Genomic DNA, 25,623 nt, shown 5'->3' with positions numbered 1-25,623 from the left:
TGGATCAAAGTCAAAAAGTCGCCGTCGACGGCGGTGCCGACTAGAGTTACCGGGCAAGTGCTGGCCAGGTCGAAAAAACCTGAGCGCAGCAGACAACTATTTCAGACGGCAAATGTCACTGATTCGGGTCGATTGTTTTTTGGGGAATCGGCTCGTCATTTTTCAGGAGCACAAGGACATGGCAGCAATGCAAATCAGCACACTCGACGCGATGAAAAACAACCACACGCAATTGCTTGGCGAATGGATCACCAGCCTGGAAGCCAGTGGTGCCAATCGTAATCTCAAGGACCAGGATCTAAAGCAGCAGACCGCGGATTTCCTGCAACTGGTGGTCGCTGGCCTGGAAAACGGCAACAGTCAGAACATCGCCGCGCCGGGCTGGGATGAGGCTCGCCAATTCCTCGAAAAACTCTCCCACAGCCGCGCCCTGCTCGGCCAGGACTCGCACCAGACTGCCAGCTTCATTTTTTCGCTGAAAGGTCCGCTGTTTTCCTTGCTGCAATCTCATTACAAAGACAATCCGGCTGTATTGGCCGAACAGCTCTGGGAAGTGTCCGAGCTGCTCGATGCGCTGGGCATGCACACCATCCGCACCTTCCAGAAATCCCGCGAAGCGGTGATCAAGCGTCAGCAGGAAGAACTGCTGGAGCTTTCCACCCCGGTGGTCAAGCTCTGGGACGGCGTACTCGCCCTGCCGATGATCGGCACCCTGGATTCGCAACGCACCCAGGTGGTGATGGAATCGCTGCTGCAACGGATCGTCGACACCGGTTCGGAAATCGCCATCATCGACATCACCGGCGTGCCGACCGTCGACACCCTGGTGGCGCAGCACTTGCTCAAGACCGTGACCGCGATTCGCCTGATGGGCGCCGATTGCATCATCAGCGGCGTGCGTCCGCAGATCGCCCAGACCATCGTCCACCTGGGCCTGGACCTGCAAGGCGTGGTCACCAAGGCCAACCTGGCCGATGCCCTCAAACTGGCGCTGACCCGTCTGGGAATCACCGTCAGCAAGGCAGCCTAAGCCGATGGATAGAATTCCAATTCTGCAGATGGGCGACCTTCTGCTGGTGACCATCCAGGTCGACATGCACGACCAGCTTGCCCTAACGCTCCAGGACGATCTCTCCGAGCGCATCAGCAAGACCACGGCGCGCGGGGTCCTGATCGATATTTCCGCCCTGGACATGGTCGACTCGTTCATTGGCCGCATGATCGGGACGATCTCCGGGCTGTCGAAAATCATGGACGCCGAAACCGTGCTGGTGGGCATGCAGCCTGCGGTCGCCATTACCTTGGTCGAACTGGGCTTGACCTTGCCCGGCGTCAGCACCGCGCTGAACGTCGAGCGCGGGATGAAACTGCTTCAGGATCGAGTACGCGAACAATGACCCTGCGCAGCAGCGGCACTCAGCCGATTCAGATCGAGCAGGACGTGGTCCTGGCTCGGCAGACTGCGCGCAAACTGGCCACCGAATGCGGCATGCGCCTGATCGACCTGACGAAACTGGTGACCGCCGTCAGCGAGCTGGCGCGCAACACCATGGTCTATGGCGGTGGCGGCGATATGGATTGGCAGATCCTCGACGAAAATTCGAGGGTCGGTTTGCGCCTGACCTTTCGCGATGAAGGCCCGGGCATCCCGGACATCAAACTGGCCATGACCGACGGCTGGACCTCCGGCAGCGGCCTGGGTCTTGGCCTGACCGGCGCCAAACGGCTGGTGGATGAGTTCGAACTGGACACCGCGCCCGGCCAGGGCACTCGCATAACGATCACCCGATGGACATGAACATCGGAGGGTCGCTGACCCAGGTGCTGCTGATCGAGGACAGCAGCCAGATCGGCTTTGCCCGGCGCACCGCGCAGAAGCTCGCCGAAGACAATGGCTTCGACACAACGGATGCCGGACGCGTGGCGCTGGTGGCCACTGAATTGGCCAGCAACGTGCTCAAGCATGCAGCACGGGGCGAATTGCACCTGCGAATCCTGCCGGGTAAAAGCGCCACCGGCATCGAAATGCTGGCGGTGGACCGTGCCCAAGGCTTTGACCTGCAAGCATGCATGACTGACGGGTTTTCCACGGGAGGCACTCAGGGCATCGGACTGGGCGCGGTGTCGCGCCAGACCGAGGTCTTCGATGTTCACACCGACTCGCGCGGCACCGTGTTGCTGGCCCGTTTGTATCCGCGCGCCAGCAAGGACGCGGATTTGCGCATCGGTATCAGCCAGCACTCGTTGCACGACGACCCGGCGTGCGGCGATGTCTGGCACCTGGCGTTCGACGGGGCAAACCTCAGCGTCCTGGTGATCGACGGCCTGGGCCATGGCGAAGAAGCCGAACGTGCCGCCCGTGCCGGAGAGAAAGCCTTCGCGCTGGCACCGTTTGCCTCGCCGGTGTTCCTGTTGGAAGACATTCACCACGCCATGATCGGCACCCGCGGCGGCGCCTTGGCGATTGCCCAGTTCGACGGCCACCGCGGCACCCTGAAGTTCACCGGCATCGGCAACATCGGCGGCAGCCTGATCAGCCTCGACAAGTCCCGCGGCCTGGCGTCCCACCCGGGGATCGTCGGCGGGCAATACCGCAAAGCGCAGCCTTTTGACTATGCACACGTAAACGGACATCTATTGATCATGTACAGCGACGGCCTTCAGTCCCGTTGGAACCTGCACGACTACCCCGGCCTGGTGCACCGTCATCCCGCCGTGATTGCCGCGGTTCTGCACCGCGATTTCTGTCGCGGCCGGGACGATGTGACCGTGCTGGTCGTTGCCCTGGAGGCCGCCCATGACTGAGTCGCCCCTGCCACCGATTGACGAACAATCGGCGCTGATCGAGCGTTTGCAGAGTGAAACCGCAGCGCTGCGCGAAGAGCTCGATGAAACCAACCAGGGCGTGCTCGCGCTATACGCCGAGCTCGACAATCAGGCTGAAGAACTGCGCCAGGCGTCAGACCTCAAAAGCCGCTTCCTGTCGTACATGAGCCACGAGTTTCGCACGCCGCTGGGCTCGATCCTGAGCATCGCCAGCCTGCTGACCGATGAACTCGACGGGCCGCTGAGCCCCGAGCAACACAAGCAGGTCGCGTTCGTCAGCACCGCCGCGCGGGAGCTGAGCGACATGGTCGACGACTTGCTGGACCTGGCAAAAATCGAGGCCGGGCGCATCACCATCTCGCCCGCCTGGTTCGACATGTTCGACTTGTTCGCCGCCCTGCGTGGCATGTTTCGCCCGATTGTCGACGCTTCGGCGGTGGACCTGATCTTCGAAGAACCGGTCGGTCTTCCGCGCTTGTACACCGATGACAAGAAGCTGGCGCAAATCCTGCGTAACTTCATTTCCAACTCGCTGAAGTTCACCACCCGTGGCGAAGTACGGGTTTCGGCTTCACTCGAAGGCTCAAGCCACGTACGCTTTGCCGTCAGCGATACAGGAATAGGTATCGCTGCCGAGCTACATGGGGCATTGTTCGAGGACTTTTCCCAAGTCGATTCGCCCCTGCAAAAACGCTTGCGCGGTACCGGTCTGGGTTTGTCTTTGTGCAAACGCTTCGCCGAACTGCTGGGTGGCGAGGTCGGGGTCGAGAGTACTCCCGGGGTCGGTTCGACCTTTTTCGTGATCATCCCGCTGGCCATCGCCATGGAGCCTGCCGATGAAACGTGACATTCGCCTGTTGATCGTCGATGACAACGTCGCCACCCGCTACGCCCTGCGCCGACGCCTGGAGCCGCACGGCTACATCGTGCTGGAGGCCGGGACGGGCGGCGATGGCCTGGCGCTGATCGACAGCGAATGGATCGACGCGCTGATCCTGGACGTCAATCTGCCTGACATGAGCGGCTTCGACATTGTCCGCAAACTGCGCTCCGAACCTGCGACGGCGTTGTTGCCAGTGATTCACGTGTCAGCGGCGTCGATCCAGACTGGCGACATTATCACCGGCCTGGACGCCGGGGCCGATGCCTATCTGATCCACCCTGTGGACCCGGATGTGTTGTTGGCGACCCTGCGCACCTTGCTGCGGGTGCGTGATACGGAAAACGCCCTGCGTGAAAGCGAGGCGCGTTTTCGCGAGATTTTCGTCAACGTCTCGGCGCCCATCGCGGTGCTGGATGCCCAGTTCAAAGTCCACGAATGCAACCATGCCTTCTCCCGACTGATTCAGGACAACCGCGACCCGGACTCCTTGCGCGAATGCTTCGCCGACCAACAACAGGCGATCCTTGACGAATTGCGCCTGCGCCTGACCGCCGGTGAGCGCTGGAAGGGCACGCTGAACATGCGGATCGAGGGCGAGCTGCGGGAAACCGAATGGCAGATTTCGCCTTATCGCACCCCTGAGTTGAGCCTGGTGTTCGTCGAGGATGTCACCGAACATCGTCACCGCGAACGCTCGCACCTGGCCCGTCTCGACGACGCCACGTCGCAACTGGAACACGAGATCGCCGCCCGCGTGCGCACCGAGAGCCAGTTGTTGCAAGTGCAGAAAATGGACGCACTGGGCAAGCTCACCGGCGGCATCGCCCATGACTTCAACAACCTGCTGACCGGCATCATCACCAGCCTGGAACTGATCCAGAAACGGGTGGCCGATTCGCGTACCGACAAGGTCCAGCTCTACGCCGAAGCGGCGCTGAACTCAGCCATGAGCGCCGCGTCCCTGACCCATCGCTTGCTGGCCTTCGCCCGCCAGCAGCCGCTCAATACCCGGCCGGTGGACATCAACGAACACATCCGTTCCCTTGAGGAATTGCTGGTGCGCACCATCGGCGAACACATTGCGCTGAAACTCGAACTGACCTCCAAAGCCGCGATTGCCCTCGTCGACCCGATTCAGCTGGAAAGCGCTGTACTCAACCTGGTGATCAACGCGCGCGATGCGTTGCCGCAGGGCGGGAATATCTGGGTCAGCACTTACGCGGCGTATTCCCACGGCGATCTGAAGCTGGCAGACGGGGCGTATGTCGCGCTGTCCGTGCGCGATGACGGCACGGGCATCGAACACAATGTGATCGACAAGGTCTTCGACCCGTTTTTCACCACCAAGCCACTGGGCCAGGGCACCGGGCTGGGGTTGTCGAGTATTTACGGGTTCGCCCGGCAATCAGGTGGCGACGCGCACATCCGCAGCGTCGCCCGCCGTGGCACCGAAGTGACCATCATGCTGCCCGCCAGCGCCGATCCGACCACCGCGCAAGCAGAACCGGCGACCGTCGATCAACAGGGTGCGGGCGAGCATGTGTTGATTGTCGAAGACATGCCGTCGGTGCGCATGTTTGTCACCGAGGTGTTGGTGGATGCCGGCTACCGCTGCACGCAAGTGGGCGATATCGAAACCGCCCTTGAACGCCTGCAAAACGATCCCTCGATTGACCTGATGCTGACCGACGTGGGGCTGCCGCGCATGAACGGCCGGGAACTGGCGGATGTCGCTCGTGGCTGGCGTGAAGACTTGCCGATCCTGTTCATGACCGGTTACGCCGAGAACGCCATCAACCGCCAGGTGTTCCTCGGTGAGGGGATGGAGATGCTGATCAAGCCGTTTCAGATCAATGAGCTGCTGGACAAGGTCCGGCGCACGCTCGACTGCGCCTGACACTCCCACGCGGAGCGTCGGAACGATCATAGGACCCGGGCGAGGAACGGTGCCGTGCGGCTCTTCTTGCTCCTGGCCACTTTCTGCGGCGTGCCAGCAATGACGATCTTGCCGCCCTGATCCCCCGCCCCCGGCCCGATATCAATCACCCAGTCGCTCTGCGCAACCACGCGCATTTCATGCTCAACGACAATCACCGTGTGCCCCGCAACCACCAGCGTATTCAACTGTTCAAGCAGCCGGTCAACGTCCCGTGGATGCAAACCGGTGGTGGGTTCGTCGAGCACATACAACGTCGCACCACGCTGGTTACGTTGCAGCTCGGTCGCCAGTTTGATGCGCTGGGCTTCGCCCCCCGAGAGCTCCGTGGCCGGCTGACCGAGGCGCAGATAACCCAGGCCGATGTCACGCAGCACTTCCAGCGAACGGCGAATACCCGGTTGCTCGGCGAACACCTCGACCGCTTCATCCACCGTCAACTGCAACACCTGGGCAATGTTCAAACCTTGCCAGATGATCGCCAGCGTCTCGGGGTTGTAGCGAGCGCCGTGGCAGGTCGGGCACGGCGCATAGACGCTGGGCATGAACAGCAACTCAACGCTGACAAACCCCTCGCCTTCGCAGGTCGGGCAACGGCCCTTGGCGACGTTGAAGGAGAACTGTCCGGCGTCGTAGCCCTCGGCCTGTGCCTGGGGCGTGGCGGCGTACAATTTGCGCACGTTATCGAACAGCCCGGTGTAGGTCGCCAGGTTTGAGCGTGGCGTGCGCCCGATGGGTTTCTGATCGACCTGCACCAGGCGCTTGATCGACTCCAGCCCCGCCGTCACCTGACCGCCGCTGACTTGCGGCGCATCGTCTTCAAGGCTCAGCTCTTCAGGTTCGCTGGCACTGGCGCCGCGGCCCAGATGCGCGCCGACCAATTCCAGCAAGGCCTGACTAACAAGGCTTGATTTTCCTGAGCCGGAGACGCCGGTCACCGAGGTAAAACAGCCCAGCGGAAACTCGACGCTGAGGTCGTTCAGGTTATTGCGTGTGATGCCTTCCAGGCGCAGCCAATCGGTCGGCTTGCGGCTGGTTCTGGCCTCAGTGACTTGCTCGGCGAACAGGTAGGCGCGGGTCTGGGAATCTTTGATTTCCGTCAGCCCCTGCGGCGGTCCGCTGTAGAGGATCCGACCGCCATGTTCACCCGCCGCCGGGCCGACATCGATCAGCCAGTCGGCACGACGCATGGTTTCCAGATCGTGCTCCACCACAAACAGCGTGTTGCCCGCCGCCTTCAGACGTTGCAGCGCTTCGAACAGCGCTTCGCCATCCGCCGGATGCAGACCGGCCGACGGCTCATCCAGCACGTAGATCACGCCGAACAATTGCGAACCCAATTGAGTGGCCAGGCGCAGACGCTGCAACTCGCCGGACGACAGCGTCGGCGTGCTGCGTTCAAGGGCCAGATACCCGAGGCCCAGATCGGTCAGGGTGCTGACCCGTTCCAGCAAGTCCTGGGCGATCCGTTGCGCGGCCAGGCGTTTTTCCACCGACAGGTTGGGCGTATGCCGTACGTCCGGCGCGTTGGCGTGAGCGCTGGCGCCGTGGGCCACACGCTGTTCACGGGCCTCGCGGGTCTGGTTGTGCGTCAACACCTCGCCCGCCTCGTCGGCCTGTTCGAGGTAACTGTGCGCCGCCACCGGTTTCAGTACTTCGGCCACTTGCAGCAACGGCATCTGCGACAACTCGCCGATGTCGTAGCCGGCAAAGGTCACCGACAACGCCTCGCGCTTGAGCCGCTTGCCGTCGCACAACGGGCAAGGGCTGCCGAGCATGAATTGCGCAACGCGCTTCTTCATCAGTGCACTTTGCGAGTGGCTGAAGGTGTGGAGGATGTAGCGTCGAGCACCGGTGAAGGTGCCCTGGTAGCTGGGCTCCATTTTACGTTTGAGCGCGACTTTGGTTTCTTCAGGCGTGAGCCCCGCATACACCGGAACGGTCGGGGTTTCCTCGGTGAAGAGGATCCAGTCACGCTGCTTTTTCGGCAGGTCGCGCCAGGGTTTATCGACGTCGTAGCCCATGGTCACGAGGATGTCGCGCAGGTTCTGTCCTTGCCACGCCGTAGGCCAGGACGCCACCGCGCGTTGGCGGATGGTCAGGCTCGGATCCGGGACCATCAGGGCTTCGGTGACTTCATAGACCCGGCCCAAGCCATGACATTCGGCGCAGGCACCTTGAGGTGTATTGGGCGAGAAATCCTCGGCGTACAACATCGGCTGCCCCGGCAGATAGCTGCCGGCCCGGGAGTACAGCATGCGGATCAGGCTCGACAGCGTCGTCACGCTGCCCACCGAAGAGCGCGTACTCGGTGTTCCGCGCTGCTGCTGCAGGGCCACGGCCGGTGGCAGGCCTTCGATGGAATCGACGTCCGGTACACCGACCTGGTCGATCAGCCGCCGCGCATACGGCGCCACGGATTCGAAATAACGACGCTGCGCCTCGGCATACAGAGTCGAGAATGCCAGCGACGACTTGCCCGAACCGGAGACGCCGGTGAACACCACCAGCGCATCCCGGGGAATGTCGACGTCAATGTTCTTGAGGTTGTGTTCCCGGGCACCACGTACCCTGACCATGCCGGAAGGAGGGTTGGAGGTGCGCGTTGAAGTCATCGAGTGGCCTTAATTGAATAGCTGAGAAAACACAAAACATAATGTGGGAGCGGGCTTGCTCGCGAAGGGGCCGTGTCAGTCGACACATATGGCGACTGAGTGACCGCTTTCGCGAGCAAGCCCGCTCCCACAATGGGATGTGGTTAGCCGCTGAGGACGGTGTGAATCATGTGCGTCAGTGCCTCGGGCCCATACGGTTTGCTCAGCAGATGAGTATCCGGGCTGAGCTGGTGATTGCGCGAAATGATGTCCCGGGTGTGGCCGGAGGTAAACAGCACCGCCACCGGGGGATTCTGCACCTTGGCCCAGGCCGCGAGGTCCGAGCTCTTGATCAGGCCGGGCATGACCACGTCGGTGAAAATCAGGTTCACCGCCACGCCCTCCAGCAACATCTGCATCGCCTGGTCGCCGTTGGCCGCGGTCAGGACCTGGTAGCCCTCTTCGCGCAGCAGTTCCACTGCCGAGCTGCGCACCGCTTCGTTGTCCTCGACCACCAGAATGGTTTCGTGCCCGCCCCGTTGGGGTAATCCCCGCAACGTCGTTTCAGTAGGCAACGCACGCAAGCTGCGCGGGAAGTAAAGCTGTACCCGAGTGCCCTGCCCGACTTCGCTGGAGATGTCGATGTGCCCGCCGCTCTGTTTGACGAAGCCAAACACCATGCTCAATCCCAGCCCCGTGCCCTGACCGTCACCCTTGGTGGTGAAAAACGGCTCGAACGCCTGACCGAGTACTTCGGGTGACATGCCGGCGCCAGTGTCGGCCACCGCGACCCGCACATAATCGCCCGCCACGATGCCCTTGCCGGCACAGAATTTACGGTCGAGCGCCACATTCTCGGCGCTCAGCTCAATGGTCCCTTCGCCCTGCATCGCATCACGGGCATTGATCGCCAGGTTGAGAATGGCGTTTTCCAGCTGGTTGCGATCGACGTTAATGTGCCAGGGCTCTTGCGGCACCTGCACATTGATCTGAATGGTTTCCCCCAGCGCCCGCTGCAATAACTCGCCCAGGCCTTCGAAGATCTGTTGTGGATCGCACACCGCCGGCGACAGCGGTTGGCGGCGGGCAAACGCGAGCAGTTGCGAAGACAATTTGGCGCCGCGCTCGACGGCCGCAATGGATGCGCTGACCCGGCGCTGCACGTTGGCGTTGTCCGGCTCATGCCGTGCCAGCAAGTGCAGGTTGCCGGCGATCACCTGCAGCAAATTATTGAAGTCGTGGGCCACGCCGCCGGTGAGGCCGCCGATGGCTTCGAGCTTCTGCGATTGGCGCAGTTGTTCTTCCGCCGCCAGCCGAGCGTCGACTTCATCGGCCACGCGTTGCTCCAGGTTGCGGGTGAACCTGAGCAAGGATTCTTCTGCAATCTTGCGTTCGTGAATATCGATCAACACGCCGGGAAAGCGAAACGGCTCGCCCTGCTCGTCGAACTCGCAGCAGCCGCTCGCCTGCACCCACAAATAGCTGCCGTCGGGTCGCAGAACCCGGTATTCGGCATTGAACGGCTCTCCGGTGGCCACCGACTGACTGACCTGTTCCTGGACCCAGCTGCGGTCGTCGGGATGAATCTTGGCTTCAGCGATGTCGGTAGGAAGGTCGGCGAGATTCTGCTCGGAGGGGTAGGAAAATGTCCGGGCAAAACGCTCGTCGCCGGAGAGCACATTGCCCTTGATGTCCCAGACGAACGAACCGAGTAACGCCCCGGCATTGAGCGCCAGGCGCACCCGTTCGTTGTCGGCGCGGTAAGCATCTTCGGCTTCCTGGCGCCGGCGTTCGGAAATCACATGTTCAGTGGTTTCGACGACCATCGCCATGACCCCGGCAGGGCAACCTTCGTCATTGGCGACAGGGCTGTAATAGAGGTCCAGCCAGACGTCTTCGGGGACCCCGTCGCGCAGCAACTCCAGCTCTTTATTGCGATAGGACAAGGTGCCGCCCGCCAGGCAGGTATCGACCACATGGCGATTGAAATCGGCCACTTCCGGCCAGCCCAACTCCACCGGAGCACCCAGCAGATAAGGATGGCGGCCACCGGCAAATTGCGAGTAAGCATCGTTGTAGATCATGTAACCGGCGCGGCCCCAGAGCATCACCATCGGCAGAGGCGACGCGAGCATCAGTTGCACCGTGCTGCACAGGCTGGCGGGCCAGGCGTCGATGTCTCCAAGCTCGGTGTGGCTCCAGTCGAACGCGCGGATGCGCCCGGCCATTTCACCGTTCCAGCCGGCACACCCGTGGCTATCAGATAGAAACTGCATCGACTGGCTTTATGTCCCTGTGTTGGCTGGCTTGCAAGATCGCAACGACGCGAGGACGGCGCGGGCCCGTTTGTTTCGAGCATAACCGACGCCAATGGTTTCATAGAGATTAGCCGATTCTTGATCTGCGGATTCTTATGGTCTTGTTTGACGAACAGCCCTGTAGCAGCTGCCGAGCAGCGCGAGGCTGCGTTCGGCGGCGAAGCCGTCGTAAAACCAGAACGCACGGTCTATCTGATACACCGCGTGGTCTGAATTCACGACGGCTTCGCCGCCGAACGCAGCCTCGACAGCTGCTACAAATATCGCGGGGCAACCCTTAAACCTCGATCAGGTGCTTGAGCGGGTGGTAGCCGGTTTTCAGCGTGGCGGCGACGTCGAGGATGGCCTTCTCGATGCCATTCAGATGCATGCAGGTCAGCTCAATCGCCGCGCTCTGATTGCCGGCCTCGATGTACTCGATCAACCGCAGGTGTTCGTCGTCGCGGCACGCCTCGTGGCTGTCGTCATCCAGCGCGGCAGCGTACAGCGAGGCGCGGGAAATCAGCTTCTGGAACCAGTCAAGCAGCACCGGGTTATTCAGGCTACGTGCAAGCTTGATGTGGAACTCGCCGAGCAGATGAATCAGCCGTTCATGGTCGCCACTGCGGTGCGCTTCATCTTCCAGCAACAGGTGATCGCGCAGGTCCTGGGTCACCGCGGTGTCCCGTCGACGGCAGAGTTCGCTGACGATGCCGATTTCGATCAGCCGCCGGGTTTCGAACAGCGAACGGATCTCTTCGTCACTGGGCAACGACACCGACGCCCCTTTATTGGGCTCCGTGGTGACCAGCCCGTCCGCTTCCAATTGCTTGAGCGCGGCACGAACCGACGTGCGGCTGACATTAAAAAGTTCGGCCAGCGACGCCTCGCCGAGCTTCATCCCGGGACGCAACGAACGTTTGCTGATCGCCTCGTAAACCCCTTGGTAGACGCGGTCGACCGTAGTTTCGAGTTTCTTCTCGGTCATTCCAACACTCCTTTAGCGCTAAACAACCGGCCCCAGGCGATGAGCAGCCTTTGAAAAAGGGGGTTGCACGAGCAGATTAATCCGGTTATTTCTAGATTGCATCCAGATATTGCATACAATAATTAGAGGAATGCACCAATATGGGTCATCCAACAGCGATTGAAGTGCGTAACGTCTCCAAGCGGTATTCCGACGACCCGGGGCTGGCTCCAGCCCTCGACAACGTGTCAGTCGACATTGCCGACAACGAATTCTTCACCCTGCTCGGCCCTTCCGGCTGCGGCAAAACCACCCTCCTGCGCACCATCGCCGGCTTCGAACACGTCAGCGACGGCGAGATCCGTCTGGCCGGCGAACCGGTCAACCATTTGCCGCCGTTCAAGCGCCGGGTCAACACCGTCTTCCAGAGCTACGCGCTGTTTCCGCACATGAGTGTCGCGCAGAATATCGCCTTCGGCCTCGAGATGCAGGGTCTTGATACCAAGCAAATTACACAGCGTGTCGATGAGATGCTCACGCTGGTGCAAATGCAACACCTGGCCAGGCGCAAACCGGCCGAATTGTCCGGCGGTCAGCAGCAACGCGTGGCCCTGGCCCGGGCCCTGGCGCCGAAACCCAAAGTGCTGTTGCTCGATGAACCGCTGTCGGCGCTGGACCTCAAGCTGCGCAAGGAAATGCAGGTCGAACTCAAGCGCGTGCAGAAGGAAGCCGGCATCACTTTCATTTTCGTTACCCACGATCAGGAAGAAGCGCTGACGCTGTCCGACCGCATTGCCGTGATGTCCGCCGGCAAGATCCTGCAGATCGGTACGCCCAACGATATTTACGAACGCCCGCAGCATCAATTCGTCGCCCAGTTCATCGGCGACATCAACTTCCTTCCCGGCCACCTCAAGCGCGGCCAGCAGAACGAAAAACTCTTCGTGCCGAGCGGCATGCCAGTGGAAATCCCTTGCCCGGCTCAAGGCTTCGACGGCGCCAACGTGCAATTGGCCTTCCGCCCGGAGCGTTCGCAACTGGTGGACCCCGCGCAACCCCATCACCTGCGCGGCGTGATCGAAGCGGTGTTGTACGTCGGCACCGCGACGCTTTACCAGTGCCGCTTGAACAACGACATCAAGGTCATGCTGCGCGAAAACAACGAAGGCCTGAACCAGGGCCGGGGAATTGGTGATCGTGTGGCGGTCAACCTGCCACCTCACGCCTGTCTGCTGATGGAGGCCTGAGATGAGCGTCAGCAGCACTTCTCCCGCCCTCAACCGCGCGCTGTTGCTCAGCCCGGTGGTTCTGACTTTGCTGGCGTTGATCGCCATTCCGCTGGGCATCATGGGCTACATCAGCCTGCTGCCGCGCAACGTGTACGGTGGCGTCGACTGGCAAGCCGACTGGCAATTGCAAAGCTACGTGCAGCTGTTTTTCCAGGAAGGTTTCGACGGTGAACTGGAGCTGAACTGGGTCTACGCCCAGGCGTTGTTGCGTTCGGTGTTCCAGGCCGGCGGCACCACCGTGTTGTGCTTCCTGTTCGGCTTTCCGGTGGCGTTGTGGATGTCGAGCCTCACGCCGCGTCGGCGCAACCTCATGGTCTTGCTGATCACCATTCCGTTCTGGACCAACCTGCTGATCCGCAACTACGCGTGGCTGATCATCCTGCGTGAGCATGGTTGGGTCGCCCAGAGCCTCAACGCGCTGTTCCCGCAGGCCGGTGGCATCACCCTGCTCTACAACGACTTCGCGGTCAGCGTCGGGCTGGTCTACAGCTTCCTGCCGTTCATGATTCTGCCGATCTACTCGACCCTGGAAAAACTCGATTGGCGCCTGGTAGAAGCCGCCTACGACCTCGGCGCCAATCGTTGGCATGCGCTGAAGCGGATCATCCTTCCGCTGTCGATGCCAGGGGTGATTGCCGGTGCGCTGCTGGTGTTTGTGCCGAGCCTCGGCGCCTTCATCACCCCGGCGATTCTCGGCGGCGGTAAGACGCTGATGATCGGCAACCTGATCCAGCAACAGTTCGGCACCGCGCGCAACTGGCCGCTGGGCAGTTCGCTGTCGTTCCTGTTGCTGGGGATTCTGCTGCTGTCGCTGGTGGGTTACGCGCTCTACAGCCGCAGCGCCGCCAAAACACTTCGCCGGGGAGCCTGCGCATGATTGCCCTGCACCTGAAAAAACTGCCGCTGACCCGTGAAGTCAGCCTGCTGATCCTGGCCTATCTGTACGTGCCGATCTTTGTCTTGATCGCCTACAGCTTCAACGCCAACCGCTCGGCAACAGTGTGGACCGAGTTCTCATTTGCCTGGTACGGACGGATCCTGGCCAACCCGTCGATCCAGACCGCGGCGTTGAACTCGATCATCGTCGCCAGCATCGCCACGGTCTGTGCCACGGCGATTGCGCTGCTCGCGGCACTGGCGACCTACCGGCCTTTCTATGGACAGAAGATGGTCGAGGGCGGCATCAATCTGCCGCTGATCCTGCCGGAGATCGTCACCGCCGTGGCCACCCTGCTGCTGTTCATGGCGCTGGGGATCAAGCTCGGATTGCTGACGGTGATCGTCGCGCACATCGGCTTCTGCATTCCCTTCGCCTACCTGCCGATCCGCGCTCGACTCAACGATCTGGACAAGAGCTTGCTGGAGGCGGCGAACGATCTGTACGCCAACCCGTGGCAGGTGTTTCGCCGGGTCACGCTGCCGCTGTTGTGGCCGGCGGTGCTGTCCGGTTCGGTGCTGGCGTTCGTGGTCAGCCTCGACGATTTCATCATGACCTTCTTTGTTGCCGGGCCGGGTTCGACCACCTTGCCGGTGTACATCTTCTCGGCGATCAAGGCCGGCGTGACGCCGGAGATCAACGCGATCTCGACCCTGATGCTGTTGATTTCCATCGTGCTGGTGGTGCTGGCCTTCTGGCTGGGACAGCGCGGCAAAAACCAATAATCCTGGAGCGTTCTCACATGAAGTTGAAAAACATGCGTTACGGCGTCGCCGGTCTGGCCCTCAGTTGCTTCAGTGTTTTTACCGTACAGGCCGCCGAGCCCAAGGAATTGTTCTTCTACAACTGGACCGATTACTACCCGGTCGACCTGCTGGCCAAGTTTGAAAAGGAGACCGGGATCAAGGTCACCATGGACGGTTATGACAGCAACGAAACCCTCCTGGCCAAGTTGCAGGCCGGCGGCGCGGCGTATGACGTGATCGTGCCATCGCAGTCGATCATGCGCACCTTGATCAACCAGAACCTGCTGCTGCAAATCGACGCAGCCGCCCTGCCCAACTTCCAATACGTCAAACCGGCGTTCCGCGATCCGGTATTCGACCCTGGCCGCAAGTTCTCCGCGCCGTATTTGTGGGGCACCACCGGGTTTTCCTATGACAGCGCACGGGTGCCTGGCGGCAAACTCGATGACTCGTGGAAAGAGTTCTTCGAACCGCGTAAGGAGCTGCAAGGACAACTCGCCGCCCTCGACACCTCCAGCAGCGTGATCAACGCCGCCAGCCATTACCTGAACGTCGACGAATGCAGCGAAAACCCGCAGGACGCCAAACGCATCCTCGAACTGCTGCAAAAACAGAAACCGTTCCTGAAGATGTACAGCTCGGACAACACCGTCGACCGCATGGCCTCCGGTGAAGTGATCATGATGCAGAACTGGAACGGTTCTACGGCGCGGGCCACCCTGCAGAAGAGCACCATCAAGTACGTGTACCCGCGCGAAGGCCTGGCGATGTTCCAGGACAACTTCGCCGTGCCGAAAAGCGCGCCGCACCCCGGCAACGCAAAGATTTTCATCGACTGGATGATGAAACCGGAAAACGCCGCCGCCGTGTCTAACTCGATTGCCTACGCCAACGGCATCCAGAGCGACAAGCTGCTCGATGCCAAGTGGAAAGTCATGGACGCCATCAACATGCCCGACGAATTCGCCTCGCGCCTGCGCCCGGAAAAAGAGTGCAGCAACAAGGCGCGGGAGCTGCAGGATCGGGTTTGGTCGAAGCTCAAGGGCTGATTGCCTGGCTTGAGACCGAGTCGCGGCTATCGCTAGCAGGCTAGCTCCCACAGGGGTTTTGTGAACACCGCAGATCCATGTGGGAGCTGGCCTGCCAGCGATGAGGCCCTCCCAAACAACACAGAATTCGAGGTTTAGATGACCCAATCCCGCTGGCTACGCAACGTGCGGCCCTACGGTTCCACCGCCGAAGATTTGCTGATTGAGAATGGCGTGTTCAAACAACGGCGCCCGGCCTCCAGCGCGTCACTGACCGCCACCGACATCGACGGTCAACACCAGCTCCTGACCCCGGCCCTGGTGGAAAGCCATGTCCACCTCGACAAAACCCTCTGGGGCCAACCCTGGCGCCCGAACAGCGCCGGGGCGACGCTCAAGGACTACATCGCCAACGAGCGCCGCGTCCTGCGTGAAGTCGACGCGCCCATCGCCCAACGCGCTGGCGCGCTGCTGGAAAACTGCATCGCCCGTGGCTCGCTGACGATGCGCTGCCACGTCGACATCGACCCGGAATTCGGCCTGCGCCATGTCGAAGCCATGCAACAACTGCGCGAACGCTACCGCGACCTGATCGACCTGCAACTGGTGGTGTTCCCGCAAACCGGCCTGATCAGCCGTCCCGGCACCGCCGAACTGATGCGCGACGCCATGGCGCTGGGCGTGGAAAACGTCGGCGGCCTCGACCCGTGCGGCATCGACAACGACCCCGTCGCCCAACTCGATTTCGTGTTCAAGCTGGCCAGCGAATTCGACCGTGGCGTCGACATTCACCTGCACGACAAAGGTGAACTGGGCCTGTGGCAAATCGCGTTGATTGCCGACTACACCGAGCGTTTCGGGCGTCAGGGCCGAGTGATGATCAGCCATGCTTACTGCCTGGGGATGTTGCCATGGAGTCAGGTCAAACCGGTGGCCGAACGCTTGGCGGCGCTGGGGATTTCGCTGATGAGTTCGGCGCCGGCCGATTGCGCTGTGCCGCCGTTTCTCGCGTTGCGCGAAACAGGCGTGAATGTCTGCCTCGGCTCGGACGGCATTCGCGATGCCTGGTCGCCCATGGGCAACGGCGACATGCTGGAACGGGCGATGCTGTTGGCGTTCCGTTTTGATTTGAACAAGGACGAGGAGCTGGCGGCAGCGTTCGAAGCGGCAACGGTGAACGGCGCCCGGGCGCTGGGCTGTGAAGGTTATGGGCTGGAGATCGGTCACCCGGCGGACTTCCTGCTGATGCCAGTGCAGACATTGGGAGAAGCCGTGGTTTCACGACCGGTGCGCCAGGTTTATCGCGGCGGTGAGTTGATCGCCTCTGGTGGTCGCCTGCTGGAAAGCCGCTTGTGAAACGCATCGGACTGAAGGCCAGTTGCGTGGTCGGTTTCGACGGCACGCAGCACGTGCTGTGGCGCGACGGCGAAGTGGTGTTCGAAGGTTCGCGCATTGAGTTTGTCGGCCGTGGTTATGGCGGGCCAGTGGATCAATGGATCGACTACGGCAACGCACTGATCGGCCCGGGCTTCATCGATCTGGATGCGCTGGGCGATCTGGATTCCACGGTGCTGACGCTGGACAACGGCGATGAACGCCACATGGGCCGGATGTGGTCCGAAGACTCTCTGGCGGCCGGTCCGCGCGAGAGTTTCAACCCCGACGAAGAAGTCTTCAAATACCGCTACGCCTTCACTCAACTGATCCGCAACGGCATCACCACCGCCATGCCGATCACCTCGATGTATTACCGCGAGTGGGCCGAGACCTACGACGAATTTGCTGCTGTGGCGGGTGTAGCTGCCGAGTTAGGGCTGCGGACGTATCTCGGCCCCTGCTACATGAGCGGCATGAGTTATTGGCGCGCCGATGGCAGCCTCGGGCATCACTGGGATGAAGCGCGGGGAATGGCCGGGCTGGACGCCGCTGTTCAGTTTTTCCATGATTTCGAGGGTACGCATGAGGGTTTGATTCGTGGTGCGTTGTTGCCGGACAGAATCCAGACTTGCACCCCGGCATTGCTGCAACGCACCGCCGCGCTGAGTCGCGAATTGAACGCGCCGATGCGTCTGCATTGCTGCCAAGGGTTGAGTGAGGTGGCGATGGTCGAGCAACTGCGCGGTGCGTCGCCGTTGCGCTGGTTGCAGCAACTGGACCTGCTGACCCCGCGCAGCCTGCTCCCCCACGGCATTTACACCTCAGGCGATGACGATCTGCAACGTGTGGTGGATGGCGGCGCCAGTCTGGTGCATTGCCCGGTGGTGTTTGCCCGCGACGGTGAGGCGCTGAATTCCTTTGGTCGTTATCGGGCCAAGGGCATCAACTTCGCCTTGGGCACCGACACCTGGCCGGCGGATTTGCTGGAGAACATGCGCCAAGGATTGAACATCGCTCGCTTGATGGAGGGCGGCAGCGCTCTGACCAGCACGCTGGACATGTACAACGCCGCTACGCTCGGCGGCGCCAAAGCCTTGGGCCGCGACGACCTCGGCCGTCTGGCGCCGGGAGCGAAGGCTGACATCACGGTGTTCAGCCTTCGCGGTTTGCACCTGGGGCCGTTGTTCGATCCACTGAAAAACCTGGTGCTGGCCGGGCGCGGCGACGACTGCATCGCCAGTTACATCGACGGCCGCTGCGTCATGCAGGACGGTCAGATTCAGGGCATCGATTACCCCGCCCTGCAACGCCAGTCCCAACAACAATTCGAAAAACTGATGCGCAGCCACAGCGACCGGGCCTTTGGCCGACCGGACTGGAAAACCCTGTTCAAACCGGCCATTCCGTTCGCCGACGACTACAGCGCACACGCGCCGCTGAGCGCGATCGATCCCCTTCTTTAGAGATGTCTGCCTATGCAAAGCTTCGACTTCAGCAAAATGAGTGCGCGGGACAAATACAAGATTCTGATCGGCAGCGTCGTGCCACGGCCAATTGCGCTGGTCACCACCATCGACGGCGAAGGCCGGATCAATGCCGCGCCGTTCAGCTTTTTCAATGCGCTGTCCGCCGACCCGCCGATCCTCGCGCTGGGCGTGGAGAACTACGGCGATCAAAGCCCCAAGGACACGACCCGCAACATCCAGCTCAATCAGGAATTCACCGTCAACATCGTCAGCGATGCGCTGGTGGAGGCGATGAATGTGTGCGCGGTGCCCTTCGCGCCTGGCTTCGATGAACTGACGGCGGCGGGGCTTACCGCAATTGCCGGCACCACGGTCAAATGCCCGCGCATCGGCGAGGCGCCGGTGGCGTTGGAGTGTCGGCGGATGATGGCACTGTCCATCGGACAGTCGCGGGAGATTATTTTTGGGGAAGTGTTGATGGCGCATGTGCGGGACGAATTGATCGACCCGAAAACCTTGTACATCGATCAGTTGGGGCTGGATGCGATCGGGCGCATGGGTGGGCATGGTTATGCACGAACCCGGGATTATTTTGATTTGCCAACGCGGTCGTTGCAGGCGTGGACGGAGGCGCCTGGGGGTGGGGAGCGGTTTTGGCCTGCCACCAAGTAGAACAGATGATCGTTCCCACGCAGAGCGTGGGAACGATCTCACGGGGTTCAGTCAGTACCGTATTTCGGCGAGCGCGGTCCGTACAGCAAGCCCGCGGGTTGCCCGGCCGACAACAGTCGCGCACTGGTCACACCGGCAATCGGGTGGCCGGCGTCGGTGGAGCTGTTGATCACTTGCTTGACCGCTGCCGTAATCAGCATGCCAACCAGACCACCGCCACCGTTGTTGCCGCCCTCTTCGCTCGACGCCCGGGCCGAGCCGGTCCACAGGGTGGTGCCGCTCTTGAGGTCCACCAGTTTCGCGGTGGCGGTTACCACAGTTTCACTGCTGATGATCAAGTAGCGCGTGCCGTAATCGGTCACGGTGATGTACAGCGCCGCATCGGCACCGAAAATTTCCTGCAGCTTGTTGGCCGGTGCCTGGTGAATGTCCGCCGGTGTGGTCAGGCCGTTCTGGCGGAATGTCTCATCGACCAGGGTGATCGGCAGCACGTAGTAACCGGCCTCCGCCAGCGGGTACGTGACCTGCGACAACATGCTGTAGGACGCCTTGACGTCCGGCGAATTGTTCAGCGGCGGCAGCACCAGAATGGTTTTCGGACGGGCTTGCTTGTACGCCGAATAGTCCACGGTCTTGGGCTTGACGCAGCCACCGAGTACCGCCAGAGCAAGCAACCCGGCCATCAGTTTCAATGAGCGCGCGATCATTGGGTGTCTCCGGTCTTGGCGTTTTTAAGCAGGAAATCCATGTACGGCGTCGACTCGGGAAACAGGGTTTTCTCGGTCCTGAACTGCTGCACCATCTGATCGTCCTTGCCCATGCTCAGGTACAACAGACCCAGGTGAGCGTGGTAGCCAGGCGGCGGCGTCTTGCCGGTGGACTTGATCTTCTGCAGGTCACGCTCCAGCGCTTCGGCCTGAGCTTCCTTGGGTTCTTCGCCCTTGAAGTACTCATAGACCTCAGGCTGGTAGCTTTCCCACTGGTAAAGGGTTTTCGGGCCTGCGCAACCGGCCAACAGGCCACTGACCAGCAATGTCGACGCCATCAGCGCCCACGACACATATGTCTTGAACATGCTTTTACCGCTCCTTGTCATCGACCTTGATCAGTTACCCGGTTTCCATGCCCCGGCGTTCATACCGTCCACCAGACGATTGATCGCCTCGCGCATGGCCAGGTCGAGCACTTTGCCGTTGAGGGTCGAATCGTAGGCCGCGGTGCCACCGAAGCCGATGATTTCACGGTTGGACAAGGCATACTCGCCTGCGCCCTGAGTCGAATAAACCACTTCGGAGGTGCTGATGTTGACGATGTTCAGGTTGACCTTGGCGTAGGCCACCTGGGTCTTGCCGCGACCAAGAATGCCGAACAGCTGATGGTCGCCGGTCTCTTTGCGGCCGAACTCGGTGACATCACCGGTGACCACAAAGTCTGCACCCTTGAGGCGCTGGGACTGGCCCTTGATCGCGGCTTCCTGCTGGATCTCGCCCATGTTGTCGCGGTCCAGCACGCTGAAGCGGTTGGTCTGCTGCAAGTGAGTGATCAGGATGGTCTTGGCCTGGCCGCCGAGGCGATCCACGCCGTCGGAGAAGATTCCGCGCATGTAGCTCGAACGGTTGTCGAACTTGCCGACCGCCATGGGCACGCGAACACCGGCATAGGCCACGCTGGCGCTTTCGACTTTTGCGACCGGCAAGGCGCGCGAGCTTTCGGTGGCGCAACCGGCCATGCCGCCCAAAAGGGCAAGCGCTGCCGCCGATACCAACATCCGAGAGATCATTCTCACTGTGCATTCCTTCTGAAAAAACGGTTTATCCCGGCACGGCCATAGCCAACCGCTGCGGGGGGCAGCGGCGAAAAAGCGAGGGGGAATCGAATCGATAATCGACGTGCGGGACGTCGGCGGCCGGCATTATGCCAAAGTGCCATCACTGAGAACAGTGTTAAATTTTTTATGACGCCAGATCTTTGACCAACGCTTGATCGTTCCCACGCTCCGCGTGGGAATGCCTCCCGTGACGCTCTGCGTCACAGCGGGGACGCGGAGCGTCCATGGCTGCATTCCCACGCGGAGCGTGGGAATGATCAGTGACGTTCAGTGGTTGGGATCAGCGGAAATCGCGGCTGCGCACGCTGATGCCGTCCAGCAAGGGGCTCAGGTCGCTCAAGCGTCCGGCAATCAGGTGCCGCACCTCGCCTTCCTTTTCCCAGCGGCCATCGACCTTGAGCAACTGCGAGCCGACGAGGACCTTTCGCTGCCGGTCGGCGAGGTCGCGCCAGACGATGACGTTGATGTTGCCGAACTCGTCTTCCAGGGTGACGAAGGTCACGCCACTGGCCGTGCCCGGCCGTTGCCGACCGGTGACCAGCCCGGCGACGCTGACCGGGCGCCCGTGTTCGACTTCCATCAGTTCTTTCGAACTGCGGCAACGTCGGGCTTTCAATTCACCGCGCAGCAACGCCAGCGGATGCGGACCGAGGGTGGTGCCGACACTGTTGTAGTCGGCCAGCAAATCTTCGCCCACCGTGGGTTTGGGCAGATAGATCGCAGGTTCTTCCTGGCTCGGCAAACCGGCAAACAACCCGAGCTGCTTGTGCACCCCCGCCACTTCCCAGCGCGCCCGATGACGGTCACCGGCCAGGCCACGCAGCGCACCGGCATCGGCCAGTTGCTCCTGGGCGCGGGCATCAAGCCGCGCACGCTCGCCCAGGTCGGCGATGTCGACAAATACCCCCTTCGCCCTCGCCGCTTCGATGCGCCGGGCATCGTCCTCGCGAAAGCCCTTGATCATCCGCAGCCCCATGCGAATCGCCGGTTGCGCGCCGGTGATCGGTTCCAGGCTGCAATCCCAGTCACTGGCGCGCACGTCCACCGGGCGAATCTGCAAATGATGCCGACGCGCGTCCTGCAGAATCTGGTCCGGGCTGTAGAAGCCCATGGGCCAGCTGTTGATCAGGGCACAGGCGAAGGCCGCAGGCTCATGGCATTTCAACCAGCAACTGGCGTAGGTCAACAAGGCGAAACTGGCAGCGTGGGACTCGGGAAAACCGTAGCTGCCGAAGCCCTTGATCTGTTCGAAGATCTGCGCGGCGAACTCGGCCGTGTAGCCGTTTTTCTTCATTCCGGCGGCCAGCCGATCCTTGTGCGGCTCCAGTCCGCCGTGGCGTTTCCAGGCCGCCATGGAGCGACGCAACTGATCGGCCTCGCCGGGGCTGTAGTCGGCGGCGACAATCGCAATCTGCATCACCTGCTCCTGGAACAGCGGCACACCCAAAGTTCGTTTGAGCACGACTTCCAGTTCCGGTGAGGGATAGGTTTCGGGCTCTTCCTTGTTCCGGCGGCGCAGATACGGGTGCACCATCCCGCCCTGAATCGGCCCCGGACGGACGATGGCCACCTCAATCACCAGGTCATAGAACTCGCGGGGCTTGAGTCTGGGCAGCATCGACATTTGCGCCCTGGACTCGATCTGGAACACGCCAATGGTGTCGGCACGGCCGATCATGTCGTAGGTCAGCGAGTCTTCGGCCGGGATCGTCGCCAGGCTCAAGTCCTGATTGCGATGACGGCGCAGCAGATCAAAACAGCGGCGGATCGCGCTGAGCATGCCCAACGCCAGAATATCCACCTTGAGCAACCCCACCGCATCGAGATCGTCCTTGTCCCATTGAATGATGGTGCGCTCGGCCATGGCGGCGTTTTCCACTGGCACCAGAGTGTCCAGCGGCTGCTCGGAAATCACGAAACCGCCGGGGTGCTGGGACAGATGTCGGGGGAAACCGATCAGTTGCCCGGTCAAACTCAGCACCCGGCGCAGCACCGGGCTCTCGGGGTCGAAACCGCCTTCAAGCAGGCGTTCCACGGGGGGCGTTGCATCGCTCCAGTGGCCACAGCAATCGGCCAACGCGTTGATCTGATCCGGCGGTAACCCCAAGGCCTTGGCCACGTCACGCACCGCCCCGGCCGCGTGATAGGTGCTGACCACCGCCGTGAGCGCGGCGCGGGTCCGGCCATAACGCTGGAACACGTACTGCAAGACTTCTTCGCGACGTTCGTGTTCGAAATCGACGTCGATGTCCGGCGGTTCATTGCGTTCTTTGGAGAGAAAGCGTTCGAACAACAGCGTGGTGCGATCCGGGTCGATTTCCGTGATGCCCAAGGCGAAACACACTGCCGAGTTCGCGGCAGAACCACGGCCCTGACAGAGGATTTCTTGCGCGCGGGCGAACCGCACAATGTCGTGAACCGTGAGGAAGTAGCTTTCATAGCCCAGCTCGGCGATCAGTTCCAGTTCCTTGTCGATCTGCACCAGCACCTTGGCTTGCGGACCGTCTGGCCAGCGCCACGCGATCCCCTCGTCCGTCAGATGCCGCAGCCAGGACGTGGCCGTCTGGCCTTCCGGCACCAGCTCGCGAGGATACTGATAACGCAACTGGCCGAGGTCGAAAGTGCAGCGCCGGGCGATCATCAGCGTTTCGTCGAGCAGTGCTTGCGGGTAGATCGATTGCAAAGCATCGAGGCTGCGCACATGCCGCTCGCCGTTCGGATGCAGGCGCAATCCGGCCTCGGCCACCGGCAGGTGATGACGGATCGCGGTCATGGTGTCCTGCAAGGCGCGCCGCCCACGGGTGTGCATGTGCACATCGCCACTGGCCACCGCTGGAATCCGCAGTTCCCGCGCCAGGGTCAGCAGTGCGTCCAGTCGCCGGGTGTCGTCCTGACCTCGATGCAACTGCACCGCCAGCCACAGGCAATCGCTGAACGTCTGTTTCAGCCAGTGACCGCTGGCCACCTCATCGACCGTGTCCGGCACCCACAACGCCAACAGCCCCGGCATCGGTTCGCTGAAGTCCTCACGCAGCACCTGATACTGGCCTTTCTGCGTACGACGTCGCGCTCGGGTAATCAGCCGGCACAGGGTCTGGTACCCCTCAAGGTTTTCCACCAGCAGCACCAGTTTCGGACCGTCCTCGATGCGTATTTCACTGCCGATGATCAGCGGCAGCTCCACCGACTTGGCCGCTTGCCAGGCGCGGACGATGCCGGCCAGTGTGCATTCATCGGTGATCGCCAGCGCTTGATAGCCGTGCTTTTTCGCCCGTTGAAACAACTCAAGGGCACTAGAAGCACCGCGCTGGAAACTGAAGTTCGACAGGCAGTGCAGCTCCGCATACTCGACGCTCATGCGAACCAGCCTTGCAGCCACAACGGGCCGCCCTCGCCCACCGCCCGGTAGGCCCAGCCCTGCTGGCCGGAACGGGTTTCGATCAAGTAGTAATCGCGGCGCACGTCGTCGCCATCCCACCAGCCGGACTCGATGCGCTCCGGCCCCATGAGGATCCGCGTCGAGCCTTCATGTACGGCCTGCGGCTCCGTCAGCAACCAGCCCGGACGCTGCACGCCCGCCAATCCCGCACACAGTTGACTGTCGGCCCGCGCCTGCCACGCGCACTCTGGCCGGTGATCGGCCTGGAAGCGCAAGCCATGCACCGCCTCATCCCCAAGCCGCGCGCGCAGGCGTTCGCGCAGTTGCTCCCAGGGCAAGGACTGCTGCGGACGGTCGTCGAACAGTTCCTGACGCTGCGGGACGAAGCTCGGCAGGTCTTCGGCGCGCAGCCGGAAACCGCGCACCGGGGCCGCGACCTGGACCTGTTCCAGCCGCCCCCGGGCCAGTTCGAAGAGCATCGCCGGATCGCGCTCGGCGCTCAGCAGGCCGACCTTGATCACCGAGTCCGGTAAACCTGCATGTTCCAGGTGCAGGTCGAAACGCTGCACGCCACTGTCCCGGCCGCAGAGGAATGCCGACAGATCGCCGGTCAAGCGACGTAATGGAAACAGCAGCGCCTGATGGGATTGCACATCGAAGTTGAGCTCGATGCGCACATCAAACCGGTCCGGTGGCAGGTAGAACGCCAGCGCCAGCCGCCGCTCACCGAACAAGGCATCCAGGTGCTTGAGCACCTGCGCCTCGAAACGTCGCGCCAGGCTATTGCGCGGCAACGCCTGCACCTGACTCAAGGTGCGCAACCCCATGCGCGACAACGCCGTGGCCACCGCCGGCTCCAGGGCAACCCGGTCGACGGGCAACTGCCCCAGGTGATACCGCAAGGCTTGATCGTCCGGCACCACCAGACCGTCATACACGTTGGCCAACACCCGCGCGGCCACCGGGTTGGGCGCGGCGACGATCCGATGACGAAAGCCCAGCTCACCGAGTTCAGCGCGCAACCGCGCCTCGAACTGCGGCCAGGGCCCGAACAACCCCAGGCTGGATTCAATCTCAAACACCACGGCACGCGGGTAATGCACGCTGACCTGAGAGCTGAAGCGATAGGCCCACGCCGCCAGGAACTGCTGCCAGTGTTCGATCTCGGCGACGTCGTATTCGGCCGTGACAAAGCCTTTGCTCAAGGCTTGGGCGGCGGTCATCGACTGGCCCGGACGCAAGCCCAGCGCCCGCGCCGGAGCGTTGACCGCTTGCAGCACCCGACGCTGCGCCGGGCCGGTCAGCAGCGCCAACGGTTCATCGGGATCCGGGCGCTGACGCAGTACCGCGTCCAGCGCCAATTGCGGGAAGAGAATGCAGACCCAGCGCATGGCAACC

The 25,623-nt window shown here is 61.9% G+C and carries 21 protein-coding genes; 13 read left to right on the top strand and 8 right to left on the bottom strand.

From position 1 onward, the window contains the following. The first annotated feature begins 178 nt into the window (after window positions 1-178). Genes ACA072_RS13025 through ACA072_RS13000 form a run of 6 tightly spaced genes read left to right on the top strand, consistent with a single transcriptional unit; the run spans window position 179 to window position 5,606 of the window. Window positions 179-1,030 carry an STAS domain-containing protein gene (locus tag ACA072_RS13025; RefSeq protein WP_497624658.1) on the top strand — a complete coding sequence of 284 codons (852 nt, stop codon included), beginning with the start codon at window positions 179-181 and terminating at the stop codon, window positions 1,028-1,030. A gap of 4 nt (window positions 1,031-1,034) precedes the next feature. Beyond that, complete coding sequence (locus ACA072_RS13020) at window positions 1,035-1,397, top strand: STAS domain-containing protein (RefSeq protein WP_109632121.1); 363 nt, start codon at window positions 1,035-1,037, stop codon at window positions 1,395-1,397. After that, window positions 1,394-1,798, top strand: a complete 405-nt coding sequence (locus tag ACA072_RS13015) for an anti-sigma regulatory factor (RefSeq protein WP_109632122.1) — start codon at window positions 1,394-1,396, stop codon at window positions 1,796-1,798. The genes ACA072_RS13020 and ACA072_RS13015 overlap by 4 nt, the downstream gene beginning before the upstream one ends. Continuing rightward, on the top strand, window positions 1,795-2,805 hold the full coding sequence (locus ACA072_RS13010; protein WP_497624981.1) for an ATP-binding protein: 1,011 nt from the start codon (window positions 1,795-1,797) through the stop codon (window positions 2,803-2,805). Before ACA072_RS13015 ends, ACA072_RS13010 begins: the two co-directional genes overlap by 4 nt. Beyond that, window positions 2,798-3,673: a sensor histidine kinase gene (locus tag ACA072_RS13005; protein ID WP_497624657.1), complete on the top strand. Its 876-nt coding sequence runs from the start codon at window positions 2,798-2,800 to the stop codon at window positions 3,671-3,673. The genes ACA072_RS13010 and ACA072_RS13005 overlap by 8 nt, the downstream gene beginning before the upstream one ends. Further along, entirely contained in the window at window positions 3,663-5,606 is a 1,944-nt protein-coding gene (locus tag ACA072_RS13000) for a PAS domain-containing hybrid sensor histidine kinase/response regulator (RefSeq protein ID WP_497624656.1), read from the top strand. The genes ACA072_RS13005 and ACA072_RS13000 overlap by 11 nt, the downstream gene beginning before the upstream one ends. 26 nt (window positions 5,607-5,632) lie before the next feature. Here ACA072_RS13000 and ACA072_RS12995 read toward each other — a convergent pair whose 3' ends face one another. The 3 genes from ACA072_RS12995 to ACA072_RS12985 form a co-directional block, all read right to left on the bottom strand. Beyond that, a complete protein-coding gene (locus ACA072_RS12995; protein WP_497624655.1) occupies window positions 5,633-8,260 on the bottom strand; it encodes an excinuclease ABC subunit UvrA in 2,628 nt (875 codons plus the stop codon). 143 nt (window positions 8,261-8,403) lie between these two features. Then, a complete protein-coding gene (locus ACA072_RS12990; RefSeq protein ID WP_497624654.1) occupies window positions 8,404-10,515 on the bottom strand; it encodes a hybrid sensor histidine kinase/response regulator in 2,112 nt (703 codons plus the stop codon). Window positions 10,516-10,834: 319 nt separating this feature from the next. Continuing rightward, window positions 10,835-11,524 (bottom strand): GntR family transcriptional regulator, encoded by a 690-nt coding sequence (locus tag ACA072_RS12985; protein WP_222586402.1) that lies wholly within the window; start codon window positions 11,522-11,524, stop codon window positions 10,835-10,837. A gap of 140 nt (window positions 11,525-11,664) precedes the next feature. Here ACA072_RS12985 and ACA072_RS12980 point away from each other — a divergent pair, with 140 nt between their 5' ends. The 7 genes from ACA072_RS12980 (at window position 11,665) to ACA072_RS12950 (ending at window position 19,018) form a co-directional block, all read left to right on the top strand. Next, complete coding sequence (locus tag ACA072_RS12980) at window positions 11,665-12,750, top strand: ABC transporter ATP-binding protein (RefSeq protein ID WP_497624653.1); 1,086 nt, start codon at window positions 11,665-11,667, stop codon at window positions 12,748-12,750. Window position 12,751: 1 nt separating this feature from the next. Then, a complete protein-coding gene (locus ACA072_RS12975) occupies window positions 12,752-13,669 on the top strand; it encodes an ABC transporter permease (protein WP_497624652.1) in 918 nt (305 codons plus the stop codon). Then, on the top strand, window positions 13,666-14,454 hold the full coding sequence (locus tag ACA072_RS12970) for an ABC transporter permease (protein WP_461958577.1): 789 nt from the start codon (window positions 13,666-13,668) through the stop codon (window positions 14,452-14,454). Before ACA072_RS12975 ends, ACA072_RS12970 begins: the two co-directional genes overlap by 4 nt. Window positions 14,455-14,471: 17 nt before the next feature. Beyond that, window positions 14,472-15,524, top strand: coding sequence for an extracellular solute-binding protein (locus ACA072_RS12965; RefSeq protein WP_497624651.1), 1,053 nt, complete (start codon window positions 14,472-14,474; stop codon window positions 15,522-15,524). 138 nt (window positions 15,525-15,662) lie between these two features. Further along, a complete protein-coding gene (locus ACA072_RS12960; RefSeq protein WP_497624650.1) occupies window positions 15,663-16,859 on the top strand; it encodes an amidohydrolase family protein in 1,197 nt (398 codons plus the stop codon). Next, window positions 16,856-18,343, top strand: coding sequence for an amidohydrolase family protein (locus tag ACA072_RS12955; protein WP_497624649.1), 1,488 nt, complete (start codon window positions 16,856-16,858; stop codon window positions 18,341-18,343). The genes ACA072_RS12960 and ACA072_RS12955 overlap by 4 nt, the downstream gene beginning before the upstream one ends. A gap of 12 nt (window positions 18,344-18,355) precedes the next feature. After that, a complete protein-coding gene (locus ACA072_RS12950; protein ID WP_497624648.1) occupies window positions 18,356-19,018 on the top strand; it encodes a flavin reductase family protein in 663 nt (220 codons plus the stop codon). Between the two features lie 47 nt (window positions 19,019-19,065). Here the strand turns inward: ACA072_RS12950 and ACA072_RS12945 are convergent, their stop codons facing one another. The 5 genes from ACA072_RS12945 to ACA072_RS12925 all read right to left on the bottom strand — a co-directional run bounded on the left by ACA072_RS12945 (window position 19,066) and on the right by ACA072_RS12925 (window position 25,616). Then, a complete protein-coding gene (locus ACA072_RS12945) occupies window positions 19,066-19,725 on the bottom strand; it encodes a DUF799 domain-containing protein (RefSeq protein ID WP_497624647.1) in 660 nt (219 codons plus the stop codon). Beyond that, window positions 19,722-20,063, bottom strand: a complete 342-nt coding sequence (locus ACA072_RS12940; protein ID WP_370654478.1) for a DUF4810 domain-containing protein — start codon at window positions 20,061-20,063, stop codon at window positions 19,722-19,724. Before ACA072_RS12940 ends, ACA072_RS12945 begins: the two co-directional genes overlap by 4 nt. A 60-nt stretch (window positions 20,064-20,123) precedes the next feature. Continuing rightward, entirely contained in the window at window positions 20,124-20,798 is a 675-nt protein-coding gene (locus tag ACA072_RS12935) for a CsgG/HfaB family protein (protein ID WP_497624980.1), read from the bottom strand. Window positions 20,799-21,126: 328 nt separating this feature from the next. Continuing rightward, window positions 21,127-24,225, bottom strand: coding sequence for an error-prone DNA polymerase (locus tag ACA072_RS12930; RefSeq protein WP_497624646.1), 3,099 nt, complete (start codon window positions 24,223-24,225; stop codon window positions 21,127-21,129). Next, a complete protein-coding gene (locus ACA072_RS12925) occupies window positions 24,201-25,616 on the bottom strand; it encodes a Y-family DNA polymerase (RefSeq protein ID WP_497624645.1) in 1,416 nt (471 codons plus the stop codon). Before ACA072_RS12925 ends, ACA072_RS12930 begins: the two co-directional genes overlap by 25 nt. Window positions 25,617-25,623: the final 7 nt, after the last annotated feature.

This window comes from Pseudomonas sp. LBUM1656, from assembly GCF_059716065.1.
Note: the sequence above shows the minus strand (reverse complement) of the source record. Positions and strands in the feature narration are given on the sequence as shown.